General features: G+C 57.7%; 15 protein-coding genes. 3 read left to right on the forward strand and 12 right to left on the reverse strand.

What is annotated here, in order from left to right; all coding sequences use genetic code 11:
- From GWQ29_RS00005 to GWQ29_RS00035, 7 genes are all read right to left on the reverse strand, one after another.
- On the reverse strand, nt 1-2,062 hold a 2,062-nt coding region (locus GWQ29_RS00005), incomplete at its 3' end, for a retention module-containing protein (protein ID WP_275918488.1).
- A gap of 266 nt (nt 2,063-2,328) precedes the next feature.
- Entirely contained in the window at nt 2,329-4,254 is a 1,926-nt protein-coding gene (locus tag GWQ29_RS00010; protein ID WP_275918489.1) for an EAL domain-containing protein, read from the reverse strand.
- Between the two features lie 3 nt (nt 4,255-4,257).
- Nucleotides 4,258-5,019, reverse strand: coding sequence for a transglutaminase-like cysteine peptidase (locus GWQ29_RS00015; RefSeq protein WP_265462227.1), 762 nt, complete (start codon nt 5,017-5,019; stop codon nt 4,258-4,260).
- Between the two features lie 121 nt (nt 5,020-5,140).
- Nucleotides 5,141-6,466: a TolC family outer membrane protein gene (locus GWQ29_RS00020; RefSeq protein ID WP_265462228.1), complete on the reverse strand. Its 1,326-nt coding sequence runs from the start codon at nt 6,464-6,466 to the stop codon at nt 5,141-5,143.
- A 35-nt stretch (nt 6,467-6,501) separates the two neighbouring features.
- The gene (locus GWQ29_RS00025; RefSeq protein ID WP_059113185.1) at nt 6,502-7,920 is read right to left on the reverse strand and encodes an HlyD family type I secretion periplasmic adaptor subunit; all 1,419 of its coding nucleotides are present in this window, start codon (nt 7,918-7,920) and stop codon (nt 6,502-6,504) included.
- Complete coding sequence (locus GWQ29_RS00030; RefSeq protein ID WP_265422571.1) at nt 7,913-10,057, reverse strand: type I secretion system permease/ATPase; 2,145 nt, start codon at nt 10,055-10,057, stop codon at nt 7,913-7,915. Before GWQ29_RS00030 ends, GWQ29_RS00025 begins: the two co-directional genes overlap by 8 nt.
- A gap of 400 nt (nt 10,058-10,457) precedes the next feature.
- On the reverse strand, nt 10,458-11,393 hold the full coding sequence (locus GWQ29_RS00035; RefSeq protein WP_265422570.1) for a TIGR01212 family radical SAM protein: 936 nt from the start codon (nt 11,391-11,393) through the stop codon (nt 10,458-10,460).
- Between the two features lie 600 nt (nt 11,394-11,993).
- On the opposite strand from GWQ29_RS00035, the gene gltB reads away from it, so the two are divergent.
- Together gltB and GWQ29_RS00045 are read left to right on the forward strand one after the other, a co-directional pair.
- The gene (gene gltB / locus GWQ29_RS00040) at nt 11,994-16,451 is read left to right on the forward strand and encodes a glutamate synthase large subunit (protein ID WP_275918490.1); all 4,458 of its coding nucleotides are present in this window, start codon (nt 11,994-11,996) and stop codon (nt 16,449-16,451) included.
- A gap of 12 nt (nt 16,452-16,463) precedes the next feature.
- Complete coding sequence (locus GWQ29_RS00045; protein WP_265433887.1) at nt 16,464-17,879, forward strand: FAD-dependent oxidoreductase; 1,416 nt, start codon at nt 16,464-16,466, stop codon at nt 17,877-17,879.
- Between the two features lie 93 nt (nt 17,880-17,972).
- Here the strand turns inward: GWQ29_RS00045 and GWQ29_RS00050 are convergent, their stop codons facing one another.
- The 3 genes from GWQ29_RS00050 to soxR all read right to left on the reverse strand — a co-directional run bounded on the left by GWQ29_RS00050 (nt 17,973) and on the right by soxR (nt 19,515).
- Nucleotides 17,973-18,383 carry a nuclear transport factor 2 family protein gene (locus tag GWQ29_RS00050; protein ID WP_034524486.1) on the reverse strand — a complete coding sequence of 137 codons (411 nt, stop codon included), beginning with the start codon at nt 18,381-18,383 and terminating at the stop codon, nt 17,973-17,975.
- Between the two features lie 2 nt (nt 18,384-18,385).
- On the reverse strand, nt 18,386-18,973 hold the full coding sequence (locus GWQ29_RS00055) for a class I SAM-dependent methyltransferase (RefSeq protein WP_265422568.1): 588 nt from the start codon (nt 18,971-18,973) through the stop codon (nt 18,386-18,388).
- Between the two features lie 62 nt (nt 18,974-19,035).
- A complete protein-coding gene (gene soxR / locus GWQ29_RS00060; protein ID WP_265422567.1) occupies nt 19,036-19,515 on the reverse strand; it encodes a redox-sensitive transcriptional activator SoxR in 480 nt (159 codons plus the stop codon).
- Nucleotides 19,516-19,575: 60 nt separating this feature from the next.
- On the opposite strand from soxR, the gene GWQ29_RS00065 reads away from it, so the two are divergent.
- On the forward strand, nt 19,576-20,571 hold the full coding sequence (locus GWQ29_RS00065; RefSeq protein WP_275918491.1) for a questin oxidase family protein: 996 nt from the start codon (nt 19,576-19,578) through the stop codon (nt 20,569-20,571).
- Here GWQ29_RS00065 and GWQ29_RS00070 read toward each other — a convergent pair.
- Both GWQ29_RS00070 and GWQ29_RS00075 read right to left on the reverse strand, forming a co-directional pair.
- On the reverse strand, nt 20,568-21,002 hold the full coding sequence (locus GWQ29_RS00070) for a protease (protein WP_275918492.1): 435 nt from the start codon (nt 21,000-21,002) through the stop codon (nt 20,568-20,570). The two genes, GWQ29_RS00065 and GWQ29_RS00070, sit on opposite strands and share 4 nt — an antisense overlap.
- 49 nt (nt 21,003-21,051) lie before the next feature.
- A complete protein-coding gene (locus GWQ29_RS00075) occupies nt 21,052-22,092 on the reverse strand; it encodes a M35 family metallo-endopeptidase (protein WP_034524516.1) in 1,041 nt (346 codons plus the stop codon).
- Between the last annotated feature and the right edge of the window lie 106 nt (nt 22,093-22,198).

Below are 22,198 nucleotides of genomic sequence, written 5' to 3' on the forward strand. Positions count from 1 at the left end.
CCGCCGTGGTCCCCGCCGGCAGGTTGTCAAAGGTGTACACCAGACTGGTCCAGCTCTCGGAGCCATCGCTGTCACTGAGGGTCACTGTGTTGGTCAACTCCACCTGCAGCCCGGCATCAGTCTCGGTACTCACCACGTTCAGTGTCTGCGCATTGAAGTCGATGTCATGGCCAGCCGTGACCGTCACGGTGAAGTCCTGATTGGCAGCCCCGCCCTCGTCCGTGGTCCCCGCCACATTGCCATTCACTACCCCGCTCCAGTCCGCCGGCAAGGTAAAGCCCGGCACACCCGCCACGCTCGCACCGCTCCAGCTGTAACTGCCCACTGCGCCAGCCACCCAGCCAGCCCCCATCACCGCACCTTCCGGCACATTGCTCAGGGTCACCGTCACGCCGGTCACCTCTTCCGAGCCATCCGTATCCGTTGCATTGACACTCAACTGCGCCGCCAGCGACACCGCCACCGGCGCATCCGTTTCACCCAGCACCAGGCTGGTCGCACTGACACTGATGTCCCCTTCCACGTTGATGGTGACAGTTCCGCTGCTGTTGGCACTGCCCTCGTTGGTGGTCGCCACCACCGTGTAGCCTATCGGCGCTCCGCTGTTGGTCGCGCTGCCCGCTACCCCGGTCGTGGAGTAGTCCGCCGGGAACACCAGCCCAAACGCACCCGGCAAGGCCCCGCCGGTGACCGTCACCGTCAGCACGTTACCCACCAGGGTGCCTCCCACCGCCGTGGTCCCCGCCGGCAGGTTGTCAAAGGTGTACACCAGACTGGTCCAGCTCTCGGAGCCATCGCTGTCACTGAGGGTCACTGTGTTGGTCAACTCCACCTGCAGCCCGGCATCAGTCTCGGTACTCACCACGTTCAGTGTCTGCGCATTGAAGTCGATGTCTCCCAAAGGGGTAACATTGATGGTCAGCACTGAGGTAACTGTGTCTTCTCCATCGGTTACCAGATAGCTAACCGGTGGAACAGCGCCGGAAAAATCAGGAGAGGGAGTAAACGAGAAACTGCCATCGCTGTTAATAATCAGCGTACCAATCCCTTCTTGAGCCGTGGTTGTTCCTGCCGCAATACCAAGCACATCCCCCCAGCTATAACTCACTACGCTGGCCCCCTGCGGCCCATCGGGATTCACTGAATTACTCAATACATTACCCAAGACAGATGTGTCTTCTGCGATGGAGAACGCCTCATCACCATCACTTAGGTCATTTATCGGGTCTATGGTCAAGGTCAACGTAGAGGTCACCGTATCTACTCCGTCGGTTACCACATAGCTAACAGGCGGAACCGCACCATCATAGTTGGGTGCAGGCGTGAAGGTGAAACTGCCATCGGAGTTGACGATGAGGCTGCCGATACCATCAATCGTGACGCTCGTACCGGCAGTCACATTGATATTGTCCCCCCAACTGAAGATCGGCACCGATGCAGCTTCAGGGCCATCCGTATTGACGGTGTTGGTGAGCACATTGCCATTGAGCACTCCACCCTCAGAAACTGTCAGCTGCTCTCCCTCATCACTCAATTCATTGGTCAGCAGTGGCTCTGCGAGTTGCTCTGTATCCACCACAGGCTCAGTTTGATAAGTGGTGTCAAATCCGGCTGCGGCAATGGTTGCATCACCCGTTCTATCAATGGTGACAAAACCGCCATTACCACTGGCACCGGCGACTCCACCAATGCCACCGCCCCCACCAGCAGCGGGCGCCCCACCGGCAGCAGAAGCCTCAAAGTTTTGTGTCGGATCGATACCTTGCAAGATCGACTGTTGCAATGCCGCGATTTCAGGGGAGGTAGCTGTGCCATCATCTGGCACTTGTTGCAATCCCGGTACAGGCACATCCGGGGCGGAGGAGTCTGGCGTGGTGGCCGTAGGAGAATCGTCATAGGAAGCCAATAACAGCTTGGCGTCATCTGCGATGTTGAGCCTGGCACCAGGCTGCAGAATTTCACCTTTCTGCAGCGGGCGGCTGCTACCATCAGCCAGCAAAATTTGAACATTGCCTTCAATAGAAGACACCACCACGGTTTTGTCGATCACTTGAGTACGCATATCCATTGCTCCAACATGACAGATCTTGATGTCTACACCATAGATACCCGTCCCCCTGGCTTCCGTTGCAAAAATGTATAAGGTTGGTTCAAACCAAGAGCAATGCCACCCATTAAATCGAAGGGTCTTTTTTATATTATTGAATCAATCACTTAATTGGGATTCGAGTAAAGCCTTAGCAGATTTGCCATTAAAAAACCTCCATGCTTATTTATATTTCGCATAAAAAAAGGCCCCTATGGGGCCTCACTGTGAATATCGATTGCTCAGGGCAAGGGAAATGCAGGGTGTACGAAGCCCTGATAACCGTCGATATGCAGCTTGGAAAGCAGCTCGACCTGATGCTGATCCTCAACACGGGTTGCGATGGTCGTCACACCCGCATTGTGGGCGGCGCGACAAACCGCGGCCAGGAAAGAGGTGTCTGCCCCCGGCTCCATGACCTGACTGGTATAACCATGGTCGACCTTGACATACGCCGGAGCCAGCTCTTCCAGATAACCCAGAGACTGGAAGTGACGACCATAATGGTCAACCCCCCACTGAAATCCATGCTCCTGCAAAGTATTCACCAGCGCGGTCACATGTTCCTTATGCTTCATGATGGCGGCTTCCGGTATTTCAAACAGCAAACGATCCTTTAACTCTGCTTGGGCTGTCAGGTACTCCGTCAGCCAGGTCAGAAACTCGTCAGAGCAGAGGGAACCTACCGTGATATTGATGGCCAGCACCAAGTCTGATTGCTGTTTAAGCAAAGGAACGCAGGCATCCAATACCGCCTGATCAAATTCACTCCCCAACTTGAATTGTTCGATGGCTGGCAAGAACTGGCCCGCAAAGTAGTCGGTTCCATCCCGCGAAATAGAGGCAAACAACTCGGCATGCAACCGCACCCCATTGTCGAATCGGCAGGCCGGTTGAGCCTTGAAGCGCCACAAGTGCCGTGAAATGGCATCTTGCACCAGATCGCGCCAAGCCAGGCGCCCCATCATTCCCTGATCTGTGCCCCCTTCCATGACCACGGCGCCACGGCGTTCGTTGCGGGCCTTGCCAAGGGCGTTATCGGCTTTGGTCAGCAAGGCGGAGAGATCGTCATTGCCATCACGGCCCGCAATACCGATGACGGAGAGGGCATCTCCTTCACCCATCGGATTAACGACCAGGTCGGCAATCCGGCTGTTGATAACCTCCGCCAGATCTTTCAACTGGGTCAGATCATCGGTTGGACAGAGCAGTGCATATTCAGTCGCAGAGATCCGCGCCAGAGCCGCACCATCCCACCCCTTCAGCTGATCCTTCAAGGTCTGGGCGATGGACTTGACCATGTTGTCCCGCGCGGCAAACCCCTCTTCGCGGTACAAATCATCGAGCATGTCGACCGCCACCAGCATGACACCACCTTGTCCTGCCTCGGCAATCCAGGCGTTGACCTGACCGACAAAATAGGCCCTGTTGCCAAGCCCGGAAACCGCATCCACATAGACCCGCTCCCGCAGCTTTTCAGCTTCATCGGCTTGCTCTTTAAACTGCAGTGCCAACTTGCTGGAGAGGGTATTGATGGCCTGCACTACCTGCTTCAATTCGTGGGTCTTGGGCTCTGGAATGGCGTGACCGAAATGGTGAAGTTCAATCTCCACCGCCTGCTCGCAAATCTGCTTGAGTGGCTTGAGCAGATAATTCAGTGCCCTCATCAGCAAAATGGTGGTGATTAAAAAACCGATCAGGAACCAGCTTGCCAGTTCGCTCATACCTCGCCACAGCTCGTAATAGGCTTGTCCCGGGTGGCCCACCACTTTCAGTTTGCCCAGTTGCAGCCAGCCGGATGTCAGAATTGACTCGTTGGATACTTCGGGAAACAACCCCAAGCCGATAAACCACTGTGGTACGCCCTGAATGTTGCTGGTGTTCTCTTGCTCGATAACATCTTTGGACGCCAGCAGATCCAGTCGGATCAACTGATAATAGCCGCCATCGAATATGGCCTGGATGACAGACTCAGCTCCCACCTTGTCACCGTTTTCCAAATACGGGGTCAGCGCCAACCCGAGCGAGGTGGCGGTATTGATGACGGTGGTTTCCTGCTGCTGGGCCAGATAGGTTCGGGTCGAATTGAACTGCACCCAATAGGTGGCTGCAAACAACAAGCCGAACAGGATCAACATGGTTGCCAATAATTGTCTGTAGAGCGTCATAGGTTAATCATCCAAATTCACCACAGGCCGAGCCAATCGCCCGGAAGTCATGCGATTGCGTAAATCAGTCCATAATCCCAAGCGTGACGACTGCCCAGCCAGTTCCCCTTGACCACGCGCCTTCATCAACCACAAGTGACTACCGTTAAAGCTGTATATCGGCACCAGATCCCTGCGCTGGCTGGCAGGACGGATCGAGCCGATCAAATTATCCAAAATCACAGGTTCGGAGGACGGAGTGTCATAGTAGGCAACAACCATATGAAACTGGTTATAATCCAATGCCTTGACATATACCATCCGCATTTTCTCATCGGGAATGCCAAGCTCCAGCAGGGTAAAGTATTTTGAAATGCTGAAGTCTTCGCAATCACCGCCGGCCGCCCCCAGAAATTCCAACGGGGTGGCCCAGTAATCTTTCTTGCGCCACAACTTGATGTCATCAATGAAGCGCATTCGATTAAAAAACTGGTTTACCTTCTCCAGTTTCTGGCGTTCATTCAGCCCGGCTGCACGATTCTGCATGACCAGCGTACGCCAGCTTGTCACGCGCTTGCCTGCCCTGGCCCCATAGGTTTCCTCGGCGCGCTGGACCAGCTTGAGGTCTTCGGGTGTCAAAGGTTGACTGGCGGAGAGGAGGAGCGGAAGCGAAACCAGCAACAACCACAGTGAGTAACGCAGCCAGCGAGCGCGCAAAAGCAGACCCAACCCCGAGGCTGACGCCCTGCTGAAACCGCTTGCCTTCCACCACACCGTCACACTCATCCCATGGGCATCCAATGACTGTCACTGCACCGGCCAAGCATCAGACCGTTAGAGACAAGGGATGGTGGCAGCACAGCTGCGACCATCCCTTTCACTCGCATCAAACCTGATGCGTTCTCCATTACCGTTTAGCTTGCCATTCGGCCGGCTGCTGCACGTTAAACGCGTTGAGCAAACTGCCTGTCGCGTTGAGGATGCGGTAATCCGCCAGCAGGGCGTCATACTCGGCCGTGATGTAACTGCGGCGCGCCTCGAACAGTTCGTTTTCGGTGTTCAACACGTCCAGCAAGGTACGCTGACCCAGACCAAACTGCTTCTTGTACGCCTGTACAGTGTCATAGCTGGCGTCAACGTGCTCTTTGAGGAAGGTCTTCTGCTTGGTCAAAGACTCTTTGGCGTTCCAGGCCAAACGCGTTCCCTCTTCAACCTGACGGAAGGCATTCAGGTGAATGTCTTTCGCCTGGGAGTACAGGGATGAAGCAGCCTTGCTCTCTGCCAGATCAGAACCACCGCGGAACAGGTTGTAACGCATCCGAACCATGGCCGTCAGATCATCGTTGCGTCCCTTGACCGCATCGATATCCTCATTCCAGTTCTGATCCACTTCGAACGTGACGTTCGGATAGAAGCCGGATTTGGAGCCTTCATGCTGATACTTGGCCGCTTCGATATCCTGCAGGGAAGAGAGCAGGGTCGGATGTACTTCGGTGGCCGTTTTCAGCGCGGCATCCAGACTGGCTGGAATGAACTGTCCATCGGGAACCGGTTGTACCAGATCCTTGGGCATCTCGTTGACGACGCGAATGAATTCGCTCTCGGCATCGCGATAGTTGTTCTCGGCAGCAGCCTGGTTGGCATAGGCTCTGGCAACCCGACCATCGATCTGGGTCTGGTCCGCAGTCGAGCCCAGGCCAGAGTCGGTCCGCTTGCTGATGTCGCTGCGGATCTGCTCATGGGTTTCCAGGTTCTGCTTGGACAGCTCCAGAATCTCCTGCTGACGCAACATGTTGAGGTATACCTCAGCCACGCGCAGCGCCGTGTTCTCTGCCTCGGAGATCATGGCCAGACGCTGGGCGCTGGCTTCGGCATCGGTCCGGGCCACGTTGCTGCTGACATTGAAACCGTCGAACAGCATCTGGCGCAGACTGAGCCCGGCCTCTTTACGGGTCATGGAGTCGTCAATATTGCTATTGGCACCCGCGGCACGGGTGGAGGGGCTATCGGTCTTTTCATAACCGACACCACCGCGCAGATCGATAGTGGGGTAGTAACCACCTTTGGCTCCATCATGCTGATACAGTCGTGCCTGATAGAGATCAAAAGCTTCCTTGATTTTCGGATGGGTAGCCAGTGACTGTGCCACTGACTGTTCCAGCGTTTGAGCCTGGGTAAGGCCCGGGAACAGCACGGCGCCACTTGCTAACATGGCAACAATCGTCTTCTTCATGGTATCTCCAGTCATGTTGTTTTTAGATTGTTGGCTTATCGTTCTCTCAGTGCCGACTGTTTCGCCCGTAATATCGGCTTAAGCAAATAGTCTAGGACACTTTTTTTACCAGTAATAATATCTGCACTGGCTAACATACCGGGGATGATGGGAAGTGCGTTAAGCTCATCGCCCAAGTAACTCTTCTCGGTGCGGACACGAACCAGATAAAAGGAGTTCCCCTCCTCATCCTGGATCGAGTCAGCACTTATCTGTTCGACCTTTCCATGTAGTCCTCCATAAACGGTGAAGTCATAAGCAGTGATCTTGACCACGGCATCAAGCCCTGGCCGCAAGAATGCGATGTCTTTCGGGGAAACCTTGGCCTCTACCAGCAAGGTGTCTTCCAGCGGCACGATTTCCATCAAATCCATACCCGGTTGCACCACCCCACCCAGCGTATTGATCTTGAGTTTCTTGATGGTGCCTTTGAGGGGCGCAATGACGCTGGTCCTGTCGACCCTGTCTCGCAACCCGACCTGCCCTTCCGACAACTGTCTCAATTTGCCCTGAAGTTCGTTGAGCTCGGTCTGTGAGTCAGCCCGGAATTTCAATGCAATGTCGTTGCGCTTGGAAATGCTTTCTCTCAGCACAGAGTTGAGTTTGGGAATAATAAGCCGGTTGCTCTCCAGCTCTCCCTGCATCTCGTTGACCTGGCGTTCCAGCTTGATGAGCTCTACCTGGGGGACTATCCCTTCTTTGGCCAGTGGACGACTGATGTTCAATTCCTGCCGGGCCAGATCAACACTGCGCCCGACGGTTCTTATCTTGGCATTGAGCTCGATCAGCTCCTGCTCTTTCTGCTCGATCTGCTGGCCAAGTATATAGAGCTGGTTATTCAGGCTATTAAGTCGTTCATCCTGAACCGACTTTTCACGGGCAGCATATTCGGCAAAGACATTTTCAAAGCCCTCGGGAAAGTCGATGGGCTGTTTGTCGATGAGCACCTGCTCACGCCAGCTCAGGTTCGGCCCTGTCTTGACCACCACGCTCTTAATCTCGGCCCTTAGCCGGGCGATACCACCCTTGAGGGTCACCAGCTCTTGTTCACGCTCACGGAAATCAGAGCGAAAACGGGTGTCATCGATACGCAGCAGCGGCTGCCCCTCTTCGACTATGTCCCCCTCCCTGACGAAGATCTCCTTGACGATCCCCCCTTCCAAGTTCTGGATCACCTGCAACTGACGGGACGGGATGACTTTGCCCTGCCCGACCGTCACTTCATCCAGCTCGGCCCAGGCAGCCCAGACGATGGCGCTCATGAAGAACAGAAAACAGGCCCACAACAATACTCTGGCCCGGGTCGGAGTACTCAGCAGGACGGCAGCAGCGCCATCATCGACAAACTCCAGATGTTCGGGTGCGGGCAGCACTGTATCGGACGGCGACTTCTTGAACAGGCCAAATTTAGCCATTGGACGCCTCCTGCACTCGCACCTTGCCTTCCTTCAACTGTTGCAACACTACATCTTTGGGTCCATCTGCCACTATCTGCCCCTGCTCCACGACGATGACCCGCGATGCGACATCAAGCATGGAGGTCTTGTGAGTAATGAGGATCAGGGTGGTTTCCGGTCCCAGTCGTGCCAGCTCATGCTTGACCTGCATCTCTGACTGGTTATCCATGTTGGAGGTGGGTTCGTCCATCACCAGAATGGGGGGATCGTTGAGCAAAGCACGTGCCAGCAGGATCGCCTGACGCTGACCGCCGGAGAGCTGACGTCCCCCTTCCCCTATTTGTCTGTCCAGACCGTTCGGGTCACGGTTGGTAAAGTTGGTGACACCGGCCCGTTTGGCCGCACGCAGCACACGCGCATCGTCCACCAGCGGATTGCCCAGCATGATGTTGTCACGCACAGAGCCGAAAAACAGGGTCACATCCTGAGGGACACAACCTATGTTTCGCCGGATCACAGATGCGGGCAGCTGATCCAGTTCGAACCCGTCGAGACGGACCGAACCATCGGTGGGTCGATACAACCCCATCAGAATCTTTTCGAGAGTGGTCTTGCCTGCCCCGATCCGACCTATGATGGCCACCTTCTCACCCGGCTCAATACGCAGATTGATATTGTGCAGCGTGCTCGTCTCCATCCCCGGATACTTGAACGACACATTATCAAATTCAATGCGCCCGGAGATGATGGGGTGGTGAATGTACTGCTTCCCTTCCTCCTGCTCACCCGGTGTCATCATTATTTTCTCCAGGATCTCCAGCGCGGACTTGGCCTGATTGTAACGAGTGGAGAGCACGGAGAGTTGCACCATGGGGGCGATGGCGCGGCTGGAAAGCATGACGGCGGCAATCATGCCCCCCATGGTGACCAGCCCTTCCGATATCTGGTAGACACCGACGATCACCAGACCCACGGTTACCACCTGCTGGATATAGCTGGCCAGGGAGGACATGGAGTTGGTGATGCGGCGAGTCTGCACGCCCCAGGTAGAGATGTGGGATACAGCCTGTTCCCAGCGATGCTGGAACATGCTCTCTGCGCCGAAGATCTTGACGGTCTCCAGTCCGGAAATACTCTCGATGAGGTTGGCATTCTTCTGGGAGGCGAGGCGAGAACCCTCTTCGATGGATTGCTTGAGCGGCGCCTGAATATAGAAGCTGTAAATAATCAGGATCAGCATGGCGACGATGGGCACTACCACCATGACGCCGGCAAACAACCAGATAATGAAGAGGAAGAAGACCGCAAACGGCAGATCGATGAGAGTCGAGACAGTGGCTGAGGTGAAAAACTCCCGTACGGACTCGAACTCTTGCAGGTGTTTGGCAAAAGCGCCGGTGGAAGCCGGTCTCGACTCCATCCGCATGCCCATCACCTTGGCGAAGATCTTGGCCGACAGCAATACATCGGATTTTTTTCCCGCAATATCAATGAAATAGCTGCGCATCTGGCGCATCACAAAATCAAAGGTAAACACCACCATGGCGCCTACCGCCAGCACCCAGAGTGACTCGAACGCCAGGTTGGGCACGATTTTGTCATAGACGTTCATGGTGAACAGCGGACTGGCCACCGCAAACAGGTTGATCAAAATGGAGGCAATCAGCACATCCCGATAGATGCCGCGGGATTCAAACAGTGTGCTCCAGAACCAGTGACCATCACGGGTCTCCAGTACCTTGGGAGAGCGATCATCAAACTTGAACTGCTTTTTGACAAAGAAGAGCCTGCCCAGATATTCGTCACCCAGCTGGGCAACGCCGAGCCACTGGGCGGCATCACCCGCCTGAGGAAAAATCACCTTGCCCTGGGTTCTGTCTTCGTTCCACTCCAGCAGTATGCAAGCACCACCGTTTCGCATCTGCAATACGCAAGGCAGCAACAAGGATGAGATGTCGGCAAGGGGCTGGATCACTTCCCGTGCGGAAAGCCCCCCCCGCTCTGCTGCGCGGCTGAACAGGTTCGGAGTCAGCAAGCCGGAGACCAGCGGCAGTCCCGTCGTCAGGGCATCCTTGCTGTTGGGCACGCCATAAAAGCGGGTCAAAAAGACCAGACATTCCAACAGCTCATCAATACGGTTCGTTTCTGCTTGCATAGCATCCTGTCACTGCTTGAATAGGTCGGCCGTCATCATCGCGCATCTGTGGTCACACATGGTTGCATGACGCGCGCACGCTCGTGGAATACACATCAGGATCCCACAGCATGGAGATCAACAGCCTGATAAACGTTAAGCACAGGTAAATGACACTGGATATCATCATCAGACCTGAGAGGCATTACGCCCAAAGACGGTACGGCATGAAAGTGCTTGATAGCGACACAAGATGGCGCCATGTCTGATATATCCCGCCCAAATTGGAAACAATACACGCTTATTGATAATGATATCTTTTCCAAGCGGAATACTATATCAAGACAATTTTACCGAAACTATACCGCAAAGACTGAATTTCATCTAATAACCCTCTGTTTTTTTGACGAAATTTGATTGCTTACTCTATATGGTCAGGAAGGGAGAAAGGCCGTCCCAGACTGTGTCCCTGAGCACCGGAACGGGCCAGTTCACTAGCAATCCCGGCCATGGCTGTCCAGCGATTTTCGCACCAGGCCGGTGCCAACAGGGTCGGTCGGCGGGCAGAGGCAGAGATGCGATGATAGACCACCTCGGGAGGGGTGTGCTGGATCATGGCCACTGCCGCTTCAACATATTGATCCAGCGACAACACCTCCAGCCGCCCTGCCTGCCACGCCTTGCCGAGGGTGCTCCCCTCCACCACATGGAGCGGATGCAGCTTGATCCCCTCGACCCCGGTCGCCACGATGCGATGCAAGGTATCGAGGCTATCCATCGGCACCTCGCCCGGCAGGCCGACGATCAGATGGGCACAGACCTTGATGCCGCGCTGATGGGCCCGCGCAACCGCATCGGCATAGGCGGCGTAACCATGACCGCGATTGATGCGCTGCAAGGTCTTGTCATTGGCACTTTGCAGCCCCAGCTCCAGCCACACCTCATAGCCACGGGCCTGATACGCCGCCAGCAGGTCCAGCACCGCATCCGGCACGCAATCGGGTCGGGTACCGACACACAAACCCACCATGTCGCTGACTGACAATGCCTCTTCATACATGCGTTGCAGGTACTCGACCTCGGCATAGGTGCTGGTATAGGCCTGAAAGTAGGCGAGATAACGTTTGGCACGGGTCACTTCATCCCGGCGCGCCAACAGTTGCTGCACCACGGAAAGCTGCTGGGCCGACTCGTCGGCAAAAGAGGAGACATTGCAAAAAGTGCAGCCACCACGGCCCAGGGTGCCGTCCCGGTTGGGGCAGGTGAAAGCGCCGTGAATAGAGAGCTTATGGATCTTCTGGCCGTGGCGTTGCTTGAGATCCTGACCGAATGTATTGACTAGTTCGTGTAACTGCATGACACCTCCGCTAAAGGAGCGTCATTGTACGAGCTTGTAAAAACAGGGCGCTGAGCTGGATCAAGGGAGGGGAAGGTCAGAAAACATATAAATATTCACCAATATCTGGATAAATATCAGCAAGCGGGTCGTTGTTGATGCTTTCGAAACCCTTACACCAAACACTGCATGCGCAATCCTGATAAATAACAGTTAGCTAACCACCTGTTAGGCAATGAAAATTCACGCATAGACTCACTGACGACAAAAGCAAGACTCGTGGTCCGTAATTGTGATCTCTCCCCGCCACTTGCCTGATGAATTGGTAAAATTACTACAAATCCCCTCCCCCACTGAGTCAACCAACAAAAGCCCACATATCAACATTAAATGCTGTAAAAATAAAAACTTCCAGAGCAATCACCAATTAAAGCCCCATATATACCCGCACTCCAACATTTTGTTATGACATTGTAATAATGAAAACAGCCGGGATGTTCAATTGACCTTGCCGAAAAATCCCATTAGTTTGGAGATTCGCCACGTCAGGCGGACGGAACCACAAGAGCCAATCGCAATTTATGCAGTTTGCGATGCAAGGCCGAGCAAGGGAGAAATGCAATGTCACTATATGATCCAAAGCTGGAGAGGGATAACTGTGGCTTCGGCCTGTTGGCCCACATGGAAGGTGAAGCCAGCCACAAGCTTGTCCGTCTCGCGATGTCAGCATTGGCTCGCATGCAGCACCGCGGCGGTATCTCCGCCGATGGCAAGACCGGCGATGGTTGCGGTCTGTTGCTGCAAAAACCGGATAGCTTCTTTAGAGCCGTCGCCGAAGAGAAAGGATGGCATCTGGGCCGCAAATACGCGGTCGGCATGCTGTTTCTCAACCCGGACCCCGTATTGGCCCAGCAGACTCGCGACATCATCGACGAGGAGCTGGAAAGAGAGACCTTGAGTCTGGTCGGTTGGCGCAAGGTGCCCATCGATACCAATGTGCTCGGTCCCATCGCCAAAGCCTCCCTGCCCAGTATTGAACAGGTCTTTGTCAATGCGCCGCCAGGCTGGGTCGACAAGGATCTTGAGCGCCGCCTCTATATAGTGCGTCGCCGTATCGAAAAGCGCATCAGCGACGACTACTTCTACGTGGTCAGCCTCTCCAACCTGGTCACCGTCTATAAAGGACTGTGCATGCCGGTGGATTTGCCCCACTTCTATCTGGATCTTGCCGACATTCGCCTGCAATCGGCCATCTGCGTGTTCCACCAGCGTTTCTCCACCAACACCAGCCCGCGCTGGCCGCTCGCGCAGCCGTTTCGTTATCTCGCCCACAATGGCGAGATCAACACCATTGCTGGCAACCGCCAGTGGGCCAAAGCCCGCAGCTACAAGTTCGCGACCCCGCTCATTCCGGATCTGCAAGAGGCGGCGCCCTTCGTCAACACCACAGGGTCGGATTCCTCCAGCCTCGACAACATGCTGGATCTCTTCCTGGCCGGTGGCATGGACTTGTTCCGTGCCATGCGCCTGCTGATCCCGCCTGCATGGCAAAAACACCCGAACATGGATGACGACCTGCGCGCCTTCTATGACTTCAACTCCATGCACATGGAGCCCTGGGATGGTCCGGCCGGCATCGTCATGACCGATGGCCGCTATGCCACCTGCGCACTGGACCGTAACGGCCTGCGTCCGGCCCGCTATGTCATCACCAAGGACAAGTTCATCACGCTCGCGTCTGAGGTCGGCACCTGGGACTACACCCCGGATGAAGTACTGGAGAAGGGCCGTGTCGGCCCGGGCGAGCTGTTCGTGGTGGATACCAGCAACGGCAAGGTGTGGACCAGCTTCGAGATCGACGACGATCTCAAGAGCCGTCACACCTACAAACAGTGGATGGACTCCCATTGCAAGCGGCTGGTGCCGTTCGAGCAGATGGATGACGCCAGCACGGGAGCCCGCGAGTTCTCGGACGATCAGCTCAAGACCTATCAGAAACTGTTCGGCTACTCCTACGAGGAGCTGGATCAGATCATTCGCGTGCTCGGCGAGAACGGTCAGGAAGCGGTGGGCTCCATGGGGGATGACACCCCGATGGCTGTGCTCTCCTCCAGCCAGCGCACCCTGTATGACTACTTCCGCCAGATGTTCGCCCAGGTGACCAACCCGCCGATCGATCCCCTGCGGGAAAACCACGTCATGTCGCTGGCTACCTGTATCGGTCGCGAGCAGAACGTCTTCAACGAGACCTTCGGCCACGCCCACCGGGTACTGTTCCAGTCGCCGATCCTGCTCTACTCCGACTTCCACCAGTTGCTTGCGCTGGAAGGGGAGCACTATCGCCATCAGGTGATCAGCCTCAACTTCAGGCCCGAAGAGGGACTGGAAGCAGCCTTGGTGCGCATCTGCGAAGAGGCCCAGACTGCCGCCCGCAACGGTACAGTGCTGCTGATCCTGTCGGATCGGGACGTCAGTGCCGACACCCTACCCATTCCAGCCGCCATGGCGGTAGGCGCGGTGCAGCGCACCCTGGTGGACAACAATCTGCGCTGCGACGCCAATATCCTGGTGGAGACCGCCAGCTGCCGCGACCCGCACCACTTCTCGGTGCTGCTGGGCTTTGGCGCCACCGCCATCTACCCCTATCTGGCTTATGAAACCCTCGCCAAACAGGTCGAGGAAGGCGTGCTCAAGATGAGCCTGCGCCAGGCCATGCTCAACTACCGCAACGGCATCAACAAGGGCCTCTACAAGGTGATGTCCAAAATGGGCATCAGCACGGTCGCCAGCTATCGCTGCTCCCAGCTGTTTGAAGCCGTGGGCCTCTCCAGTGCCGTGGTCGCCATGTGCTTCCGTGGTGTCTCCAGCCGTATCCAGGGCGCCGATTTTACCGATATCCAGCAGGATCAGTTCAATCTGGCCCGTCAGGCCTGGTTGCAACGCAAGGCCCTCACTCAGGGTGGCCTGCTCAAGTTTGTCCACGGCGGCGAGTATCACACTTACAATCCGGATGTGGTGCAGACCCTGCAAACCGCGGTGCGCTCCGGCAACTATGCCGATTACAAGGAGTATGCGCGGCTCGTGAACGAGCGCCCTGTCTCTACCCTGCGCGATCTGCTTGCTCTGAAGAAGGTCGACAATCCGGTGGACATCAGCGCAGTGGAGCCGGCAGCCAAGCTGTTCCCCCGCTTCGACTCCGCTGCAATGTCTATCGGCGCCCTGGGCCCTGAGGCGCACGAAGCGCTGGCAGTGGCCATGAACCGCCTCGGCGGTCAGAGCAACTCCGGCGAAGGCGGCGAAGATCCCAAGCGTTTTGGGACCGAGAAAAATTCCCGTATCAAGCAGGTGGCATCGGGGCGCTTTGGCGTCACCCCCCACTACCTGATGAACGCGGACGTGGTGCAGATCAAGGTGGCCCAGGGCGCCAAGCCCGGTGAAGGGGGTCAGCTGCCCGGTGACAAAGTCACCGCCCAGATTGCCAAGTTGCGCTATTCCGTGCCTGGCGTGACCCTGATCTCGCCGCCGCCGCACCACGATATCTACTCCATCGAGGACCTGGCCCAGCTCATCTTCGACATCAAGCAGATCAACCCGGGCTGTCTGGTGTCGGTCAAGCTGGTCTCCGAGCCCGGTGTCGGCACCATCGCCTGCGGCGTGGCCAAAGCCTATGCCGACTTCATTACCGTCTCAGGCTATGACGGTGGCACGGGCGCAAGCCCGCTGACCTCGGTCAAGTATGCCGGTTCCCCCTGGGAGCTGGGCCTGGCGGAAACCCAGCAGGCGCTGGTTGCCAATGGCCTGCGCCACAAGGTGCGGCTGCAGGTGGATGGCGGTCTCAAAACCGGCCTCGACATCATCAAGGCCGCCATCCTCGGTGCCGAGAGCTTCGGTTTTGGCACTGGCCCCATGGTGGCGCTCGGCTGTAAATACCTGCGCATCTGCCACCTGAACAACTGCGCCACCGGCGTCGCCACCCAGGATGAGAAGCTGCGCCGCGAGCACTTCACCGGCCTGCCGGAGATGGTGATGAACTACTTCAAGTTCATCGCAGAAGAGACGCGCGAACTCATGGCTCAGCTGGGGGTCACCCAGCTGACCGATCTCATCGGTCGTACCGATTTGCTGGAAGCCCTGCCAGGCCTCACCGCCCGTCAGGCCAAGCTGGATCTCTCCGGCATTCTGGCAAGTCCGGTGGCTCCGGCGGGCTCCAGCCTGTTCAGCCAGCAGCACAACCCCACCTTTGACAAGGGACCGCTCAACTTGCGGATGGTGGACGATCTGCTGGAGGCGGTGGAGCACAAGTCGGGCGGCGAGTTCCGTTACGACATCCGCAACACAGACCGCTCTGTGGGGGCCCGTCTGTCGGGCGAGATCGTCAAGCGTCACGGCAACCAGGGCATGGCGGCCGATCCGGTGAAGGTTCACTTCAACGGCACAGCGGGCCAGAGCTTCGGCGTCTGGAACGCGGGTGGCCTCGAGATGATACTCACGGGTGACGCCAACGACTACGTGGGCAAGGGCATGACTGGCGGCAAACTGGTGGTCAAACCCCACGTCGGCGTGGCATTCAAGTCCCACGAAGCCGCCATCATTGGCAACACCTGCCTCTATGGCGCCACCGGCGGCAAGCTGTTTGCGGCCGGTACGGCGGGCGAGCGCTTCGCGGTGCGCAACTCAGGGGCTCTGGCCGTGGTCGAGGGGATAGGCGACAACGGCTGTGAATACATGACAGGCGGTATCGTCACCATACTCGGCACCACCGGCGTCAACTTCGCGGCGGGCATGACAGGTGGTTTTGCCTACGTGCTGGATGAGTGCGGCAACTTTGCCAAACGCACCAACCCCGAGCTGGTCGAACTGCTGGACGTGGCGACACTCGCCATCCATCAGGAGCACCTGCGCGGCATCATAACGGCGCACCTCAATGAGACCGGCAGCTCGCGCGCCGAGGAGATCCTGGCCAACTTCGACTCCTATGTGCCCAAGTTCAGGCTGATCAAACCCAAGTCCAGCGACGTCAAGTCCCTGCTTGGCCACACCAGCCGTTCCAGTGCAGAACTCAGAATCCAGGCGCAATAAGGAGGGAACCCTATGAGCCAGAACGTATTCCAGTTTATCGATGTCCAGCGGGTCGACCCGCCCAAGAAGCCGCTCAAGATCCGCAAGATCCAGTTTGTGGAGATCTACGAGCCCTTCAACCAGGCCCAGGTCGGCATGCAGGCGGATCGCTGCCTCGACTGCGGCAACCCCTATTGCGAGTGGAAATGCCCGGTCCACAACTACATCCCCAACTGGCTGAAACTGGCCAATGAGGGGCGCATCCTGGAGGCGGTGGAGCTTTCCCACCAGACCAACAGCCTGCCGGAAGTGTGTGGCCGCGTCTGCCCGCAAGACAGGCTGTGTGAGGGTGCCTGTACCCTGAACGATCGCTTCGGCGCCGTGACCATAGGCAATATCGAGAAATACATCACCGACAAGGCATTCGAGATGGGCTGGCGCCCGGATCTCTCCAATGTGGTGAAAACCGACAAGCGGGTCGCCATCATAGGTGCAGGCCCGGCCGGGCTCGCCTGTGCCGATGTGCTGGCACGGGGTGGCGTCAGCGCCGTGGTGTTTGACAAGTATCCGGAAATTGGCGGCCTGCTCACCTTCGGCATTCCCTCCTTCAAGCTGGAAAAAGAGGTGATGCAGCGCAGACGCGAGATCTTCGAGGACATGGGCATAGAGTTCCGCCTCGAGACCGAGGTGGGCAAAGACGTCACCTTCTCCGATCTGCTGGGCGAGTTCGACGCCGTCTTCCTCGGGGTCGGCACCTACAAGTACATGAAGGGTGGCTTCGAGAATGAGACGGCTCCCGGTGTATACGATGCCCTGCCCTATCTCATCTCCAACGCCAACCGGCTGCTGGGCTTTGAGAAGGCGCAGGCCGATTACATCGACTTCGCCGGCAAACAAGTCGTGGTACTCGGTGGTGGCGATACCGCCATGGACTGCGTGCGTACCGCCATCCGTCAAGGTGCCGCCAACGTCATTTGCGCCTATCGCCGCGATGCCGAGAACATGCCGGGCTCCAAGCGGGAAGTGAAAAATGCCCGGGAGGAAGGGGTCGAATTCATGTTCAACCTGCAGCCCATCGGCGTCGAGCTGGATGCTGATGGCCAGACCTGTGGCATCAAGATGGTGAGCACTGAACTCGGTGCGCCCGATGCCAATGGCCGTCGCAATGCGGTAGTGATAGAGGGTTCAGAGCAGGTGCTGGCTGCCGATGCCGTGGTGATGGCGTTTGGCTTCCAGCCCAACCCCCAGCCCTGGATGCAGGAGTTTGGCATAGCGCTCGACAACCGGGATCGCATCCAGGCCAGCGAGCAGGCGGACTACCCCTTCCAGACCAGCAACCCCAAGGTATTCGCCGGTGGCGATGCGGTGCGCGGTTCCGACCTGGTGGTGACTGCCATCTACGAGGGTCGCAAGGCTGCCGAAGGGATCATGGACTATCTGGCTGTCTGATCCGCCGTCCGTCATCGCCTTTGTGCCAACAAACAGCCCCGCATCTGCGGGGCTGTTTTTAAGGTGACATACGCGCGCCAGCTGACGGATGCATCAGGCCGGTTGCGGCTCCCGGGGAATGGGGGTCACCCAGGGGCGACGCCAGCGGGGTGCCTCGTAGAGATCGGGCCAGAACTCGGTCTGGCGCGAGATGACATTGCCGCGCACTGTGTGAAAGGTAATGGCGCGAGCCTGCACCTCACCATCGGTTATCAACACCTCGGTCACGACTTCACCGCCCTGCTCCAGTAGCCGGACCACGTCAAAATTCCAGGGGCCTGCCGCCGGATAGCGGCGGTTGATCTCGACAAAGTTGCAGCGCCCCTCGATGCGCTCCCCCGACTGCGGCCAGTCGCAGATAAAATCATCGCCGAGCCAGCGGGCCGCCCTCGAAAAATCATTGCTTTGCATGGCCTGCCAATAGGCCTCTACCACTGCTTTTGGTTCCATGGTTCTGAACTCCATGCTCACTCTCCCGACAAACTCACCACCAGCCACTCCCCCTTGCCAACAGGCACCAGCGAAGTCGCAAAGGCCGGATCACGCTGCACCTCTCCCATCCACTCTGCCAACTCATCCCGATGGGAGATGGCATTGTCCACCACCAGCAGACCACGAGGGGCCAGCAGGCGCTGGACCTGTGGCCACCAGACACGATAGCGCTGGCGATCCGAGTCCAGGAAGATGAGCTGATAACCGGCCTCTGGCAAAGTGGGCAACAGGGTTTCAGCCTCCCCCGCCAACTGGGTGATCCAGGGGCTCAGGCCGGCACGCTGAAAGTTGATATCAGCCAGTTCACGCTTGCCCTCATCCCGCTCTATGGTGGTGACTCGGCCATTGAGCCTTTGCACCGCTTCGGCCAGCCAGAGAGTGGAATAACCGTTGGAGGTGCCAATCTCCAGTACGGCCTCAGCCCCCCGCGTCTGTACCAGTACCGCCAACAACTCGCCGGTATCGCGGGTGATATTGAGCATCTTGCTGCCACGGGTCGGCTGCGCATCATCGTTGCGCTCGCCAAACTGTTCCAACTCCCGTTTAAGCTGTTGCAATGCCATGTCTCCTCCTTGCTCATTACTCAGGTCGCCCAGTGCATGGCATGCCAGGTCGACTCTCATGTTCATTGTTCTTCTGATCCCGGGTCGGATGGCGGCACATCCCCCAGCAGATAACGGGGGCCGGCGCCCTGTCCGGCAGCCTGATCATCCGGGTTGTAAAGGGCGCAGTGCTCAAGGGACAGGCAACCACAACCAATACAGGAGGTGAGCTTGCCTTTGAGCTGCACCAAAGCCTCGATGCGCTGATCAAGCAGGCCCTGCCACTGGCTGGCTATCTGCTCCCAATCGCTGCGATCCGGCGTGCGGCCATCTGGCAAGCCAGCGAGGGCATCGGCAATCTCGCCAAGGCTCAAACCCATCCCCTGCGCCACCCGGATGAAGGCTATCCGGCGCAGCGCATCCTGCGGATAGAGGCGCTGGCTGCCATCGCTGCGCACGCTGCTGATCAATCCCTTCTGCTCGTAAAAACGCAAGGCACTGGCATTGACCCCGGCGCGCTTCGCTATCTGACCTATGGCTAACCACTTGCGATCCGTTTTCACCCTTGACCTCAAGTTAGCTTTAACTTGCACAATCCTGTCTCCCCTCGCAAAAGGAGTCAAATGATTATGAACCATCTTCACCACTTGCTCGATGCCAACCGGGCTTTTGCCCTCAACGGCAAAGGCACCACCAACCACTGCCCCATGGCGCTGCACGCCCTGCATGAGATGGGTGCAAGCCCCCGCCAGTTGCAGCATTTCTTCGATCATTGGCAGGCAACCCATGCGCTGCCGAGCGGGGAAACAAGTCAGGACGAGGATGAAATCCGTTTCGTACGACTGCGTCAGCAGTTGGCAGACCGGATTGCCGCCGAGGGCTGGTTGCCTCTCTTCGAGACTCTGCTGGCCCGGTGCTTCTCACCGGCGGGCGGCGCCTTCCATCCTCTTATTCGCTTCGCCTGTGCCCTGGAAAATGGTCATGTGGGAGAGCAGGCTGCGGCACTGGCCGCCTGGCAGTGCAGTCCCCTGATACTGCCTGTCGGGGAAGGCGCACCGGCCCGGGATGTCGCCAGTCTGCTGGCCGGACTATCAGCACAGTGGGAAGGGAGACGCTGGCAGGGCGAGTGGATCTCGGAACGCTTGCAGCAGGTGGCAGAGGCGCCGCGCTGGCCAGGCACGCTGCCGCAAACGCTCGCCGAGTCATCGTCTGTTTTGACACAACTGGCCGAGGTGGCCCTGCCGCTCTATTGGCAAACCAGCAATTTCACCGTGCTCCACATGGTGACCGGCAGCCGGGCCGCAGCCATTGTCGCAACGCAGTTGCCCAGCGAGTGGCAAGGGCAGTGGCAGACCTTGATGTGGCAGGCGGTGGCGGCGGCTTATATCACGGTCGGGGCTCCGCACCTGCGCTCCCAGACATGGCCTGCCTGCAACGGATTATCCTGGCAGCAAGTGTTGGAACGAGCGCTCGCCAGTCTGGACGATCATGTGATCAAGCTGGTGCACTGCTGCTGGCGGGAACAGGCAAGCAGACCCGGCGATGCATCCCGCTATCTGGCAGTCGCGGCCCGCGCTGTGGGGCTGCTGAACGCAGCAAACGGGCGTGACGCCGCTTAGGGTGCCGCCAACCTGGTGAAACTGATGGCGGAGCAGCTGGGGGCGACCCCCTGGGTCAGGGTCAAGGGCTGGGCGCGATAGCTGAGGTGATAGAGGCCTGGCCGGGACAAATCGTAGACCTGGGTCAGATCTGCATCCGCCTGGCTCTGCTGACCCGCCCCCAGAATGAAGAAGTCATCGGCACCGGGTTCGCCACGCTTGGCGAGCGGTCCTTTGTAAACCAGCGGCTGATTGTCGAGGGTGAGATCGATGGCATCGGCGAACCAGCCTTCGAACGGGGTGAACCAGCTCAACACCTCGAGCGGCCCCTCCCCCTTGTTGGTCAAGGTCATCACCAGGGGCAAGGGCTCGTTCACCCGGCTGTGTGCCTTGACCGACAGTTCACACTGCAGGGGAGCGAGCGCGAGGGTGGTGAGCAAGAGTGTCATCATGGAGCCTCCTTCAGCATCAAAAAGGGGCCTTGCGGCCCCTGTCAGCGGATCAGTTTTCGCTCGGGGTATTCTCAGCGAAGTATTCATGATTGTCGGCGTTGTTGAGCGCCTTGACCGGATCCGTCTTCGCCAGATTGCGGGCATTGGCCTGACCGTAACCCAGATCGTCGGTGCCTGCCACCACGTTGAAGTGACTCAGCTCATGGACTATGGTGCCGGCACGGGAATCGGTCCCGGTGACGGGCGCCGTCCAGAAGCTCTTGCACAGATAGACCTTGTAGGGTTGATCCGGATAGACATAGGCGAAGTAGCTCTGCTTGCAGCTGCAGTCAAAGGTGAGCGGCTTGTTGTCGATGGCATCCTTGATCTTGCTGAAGTTCGTCTCGGCCTGATCCCAACGGGCACTGCTATAGGCCCCGAACCAGCTGCGATAGCGCTGGCCATCGGGCTTGTCGACCGCCAGATAGCTGCTGGCGTTGTTGCTGATGCCACTGGCGGCATCCAGCGCCGTCAACAGATCGCTCTTCTGGGTGTTGGTGCAGCGTCCGCTGAAACTGACAGAACCGGCAACAGCCTGGGGCTCGGCGGCGGCCACCTTGGCCTGAACCCGCTCATCGTTCACCCCCTCCACCCACAGGGTGATGGCGTTGGACTCGCTCGCCTGGGCTTGCTTGGCCTTGGCCGCTTTCGTCGTCCCTGGCAGAGTCGGCAGCTGATAGCGGATGCTGTACTGACCCTGTGCACTCATGTCATAGAGACCCGACACTTCCGCCTGCACCGTCAGACTCTGACCAGCCTTGAGCAGCTGGAAATCCTTGTCGGTTGGCGCCGCACGCTTGATCAGCGCCCCCTCATAGCTGACCGGTTGACCATCCCGCTCCACCAAAAACAGGGGGGCATCGTCGCTGCCCGGCAGTTGCCACTTGAGCAGACGGATAGGCTTGTCACCCGTGTTGGTCAATGTCAGGTTGACGCGCACGTCGTCTGTGCTGCCATCCACCAGGGTGAGTTGGGCATCGAGCCCGGCGGCGCAGAGCGGGGAAGCCAGCACACCGGCCAGCAGCAAGGCTATTGGAGTCACTTTCATCATGTTTCCTCATTCATTGAGTGTCGCCATCAGGCGGTTTGCTTCCTTAAGGCCCTCTTTGGGGCTCACTCACCCTAGAGCAGAAATTTTCCACCACCATCCCACCATA

The organism is Aeromonas sp. 2HA2 (assembly GCF_029237345.1).
Lineage (GTDB): Bacteria > Pseudomonadota > Gammaproteobacteria > Enterobacterales > Aeromonadaceae > Aeromonas > Aeromonas salmonicida.

What these genes read in the sequence shown, in the direction of transcription:
- GWQ29_RS00030 (WP_265422571.1), bottom strand. Translation starts at nt 10,057, where the DNA reads ATGCAAGCAGAAACGAACCGTATTGATGAGCTGTTGGAATGTCTGGTC.
- GWQ29_RS00035 (WP_265422570.1), bottom strand. Translation starts at nt 11,393, where the DNA reads ATGCAGTTACACGAACTAGTCAATACATTCGGTCAGGATCTCAAGCAA.
- GWQ29_RS00065 (WP_275918491.1), top strand. Translation starts at nt 19,576, where the DNA reads ATGATTATGAACCATCTTCACCACTTGCTCGATGCCAACCGGGCTTTT.
- GWQ29_RS00050 (WP_034524486.1), bottom strand. Translation starts at nt 18,383, where the DNA reads ATGGAGTTCAGAACCATGGAACCAAAAGCAGTGGTAGAGGCCTATTGG.
- GWQ29_RS00020 (WP_265462228.1), bottom strand. Translation starts at nt 6,466, where the DNA reads ATGAAGAAGACGATTGTTGCCATGTTAGCAAGTGGCGCCGTGCTGTTC.
- GWQ29_RS00010 (WP_275918489.1), bottom strand. Translation starts at nt 4,254, where the DNA reads ATGACGCTCTACAGACAATTATTGGCAACCATGTTGATCCTGTTCGGC.
- GWQ29_RS00045 (WP_265433887.1), top strand. Translation starts at nt 16,464, where the DNA reads ATGAGCCAGAACGTATTCCAGTTTATCGATGTCCAGCGGGTCGACCCG.
- GWQ29_RS00055 (WP_265422568.1), bottom strand. Translation starts at nt 18,973, where the DNA reads ATGGCATTGCAACAGCTTAAACGGGAGTTGGAACAGTTTGGCGAGCGC.
- GWQ29_RS00025 (WP_059113185.1), bottom strand. Translation starts at nt 7,920, where the DNA reads ATGGCTAAATTTGGCCTGTTCAAGAAGTCGCCGTCCGATACAGTGCTG.
- gltB (WP_275918490.1), top strand. Translation starts at nt 11,994, where the DNA reads ATGTCACTATATGATCCAAAGCTGGAGAGGGATAACTGTGGCTTCGGC.
- GWQ29_RS00070 (WP_275918492.1), bottom strand. Translation starts at nt 21,002, where the DNA reads ATGATGACACTCTTGCTCACCACCCTCGCGCTCGCTCCCCTGCAGTGT.
- GWQ29_RS00075 (WP_034524516.1), bottom strand. Translation starts at nt 22,092, where the DNA reads ATGATGAAAGTGACTCCAATAGCCTTGCTGCTGGCCGGTGTGCTGGCT.
- GWQ29_RS00015 (WP_265462227.1), bottom strand. Translation starts at nt 5,019, where the DNA reads ATGAGTGTGACGGTGTGGTGGAAGGCAAGCGGTTTCAGCAGGGCGTCA.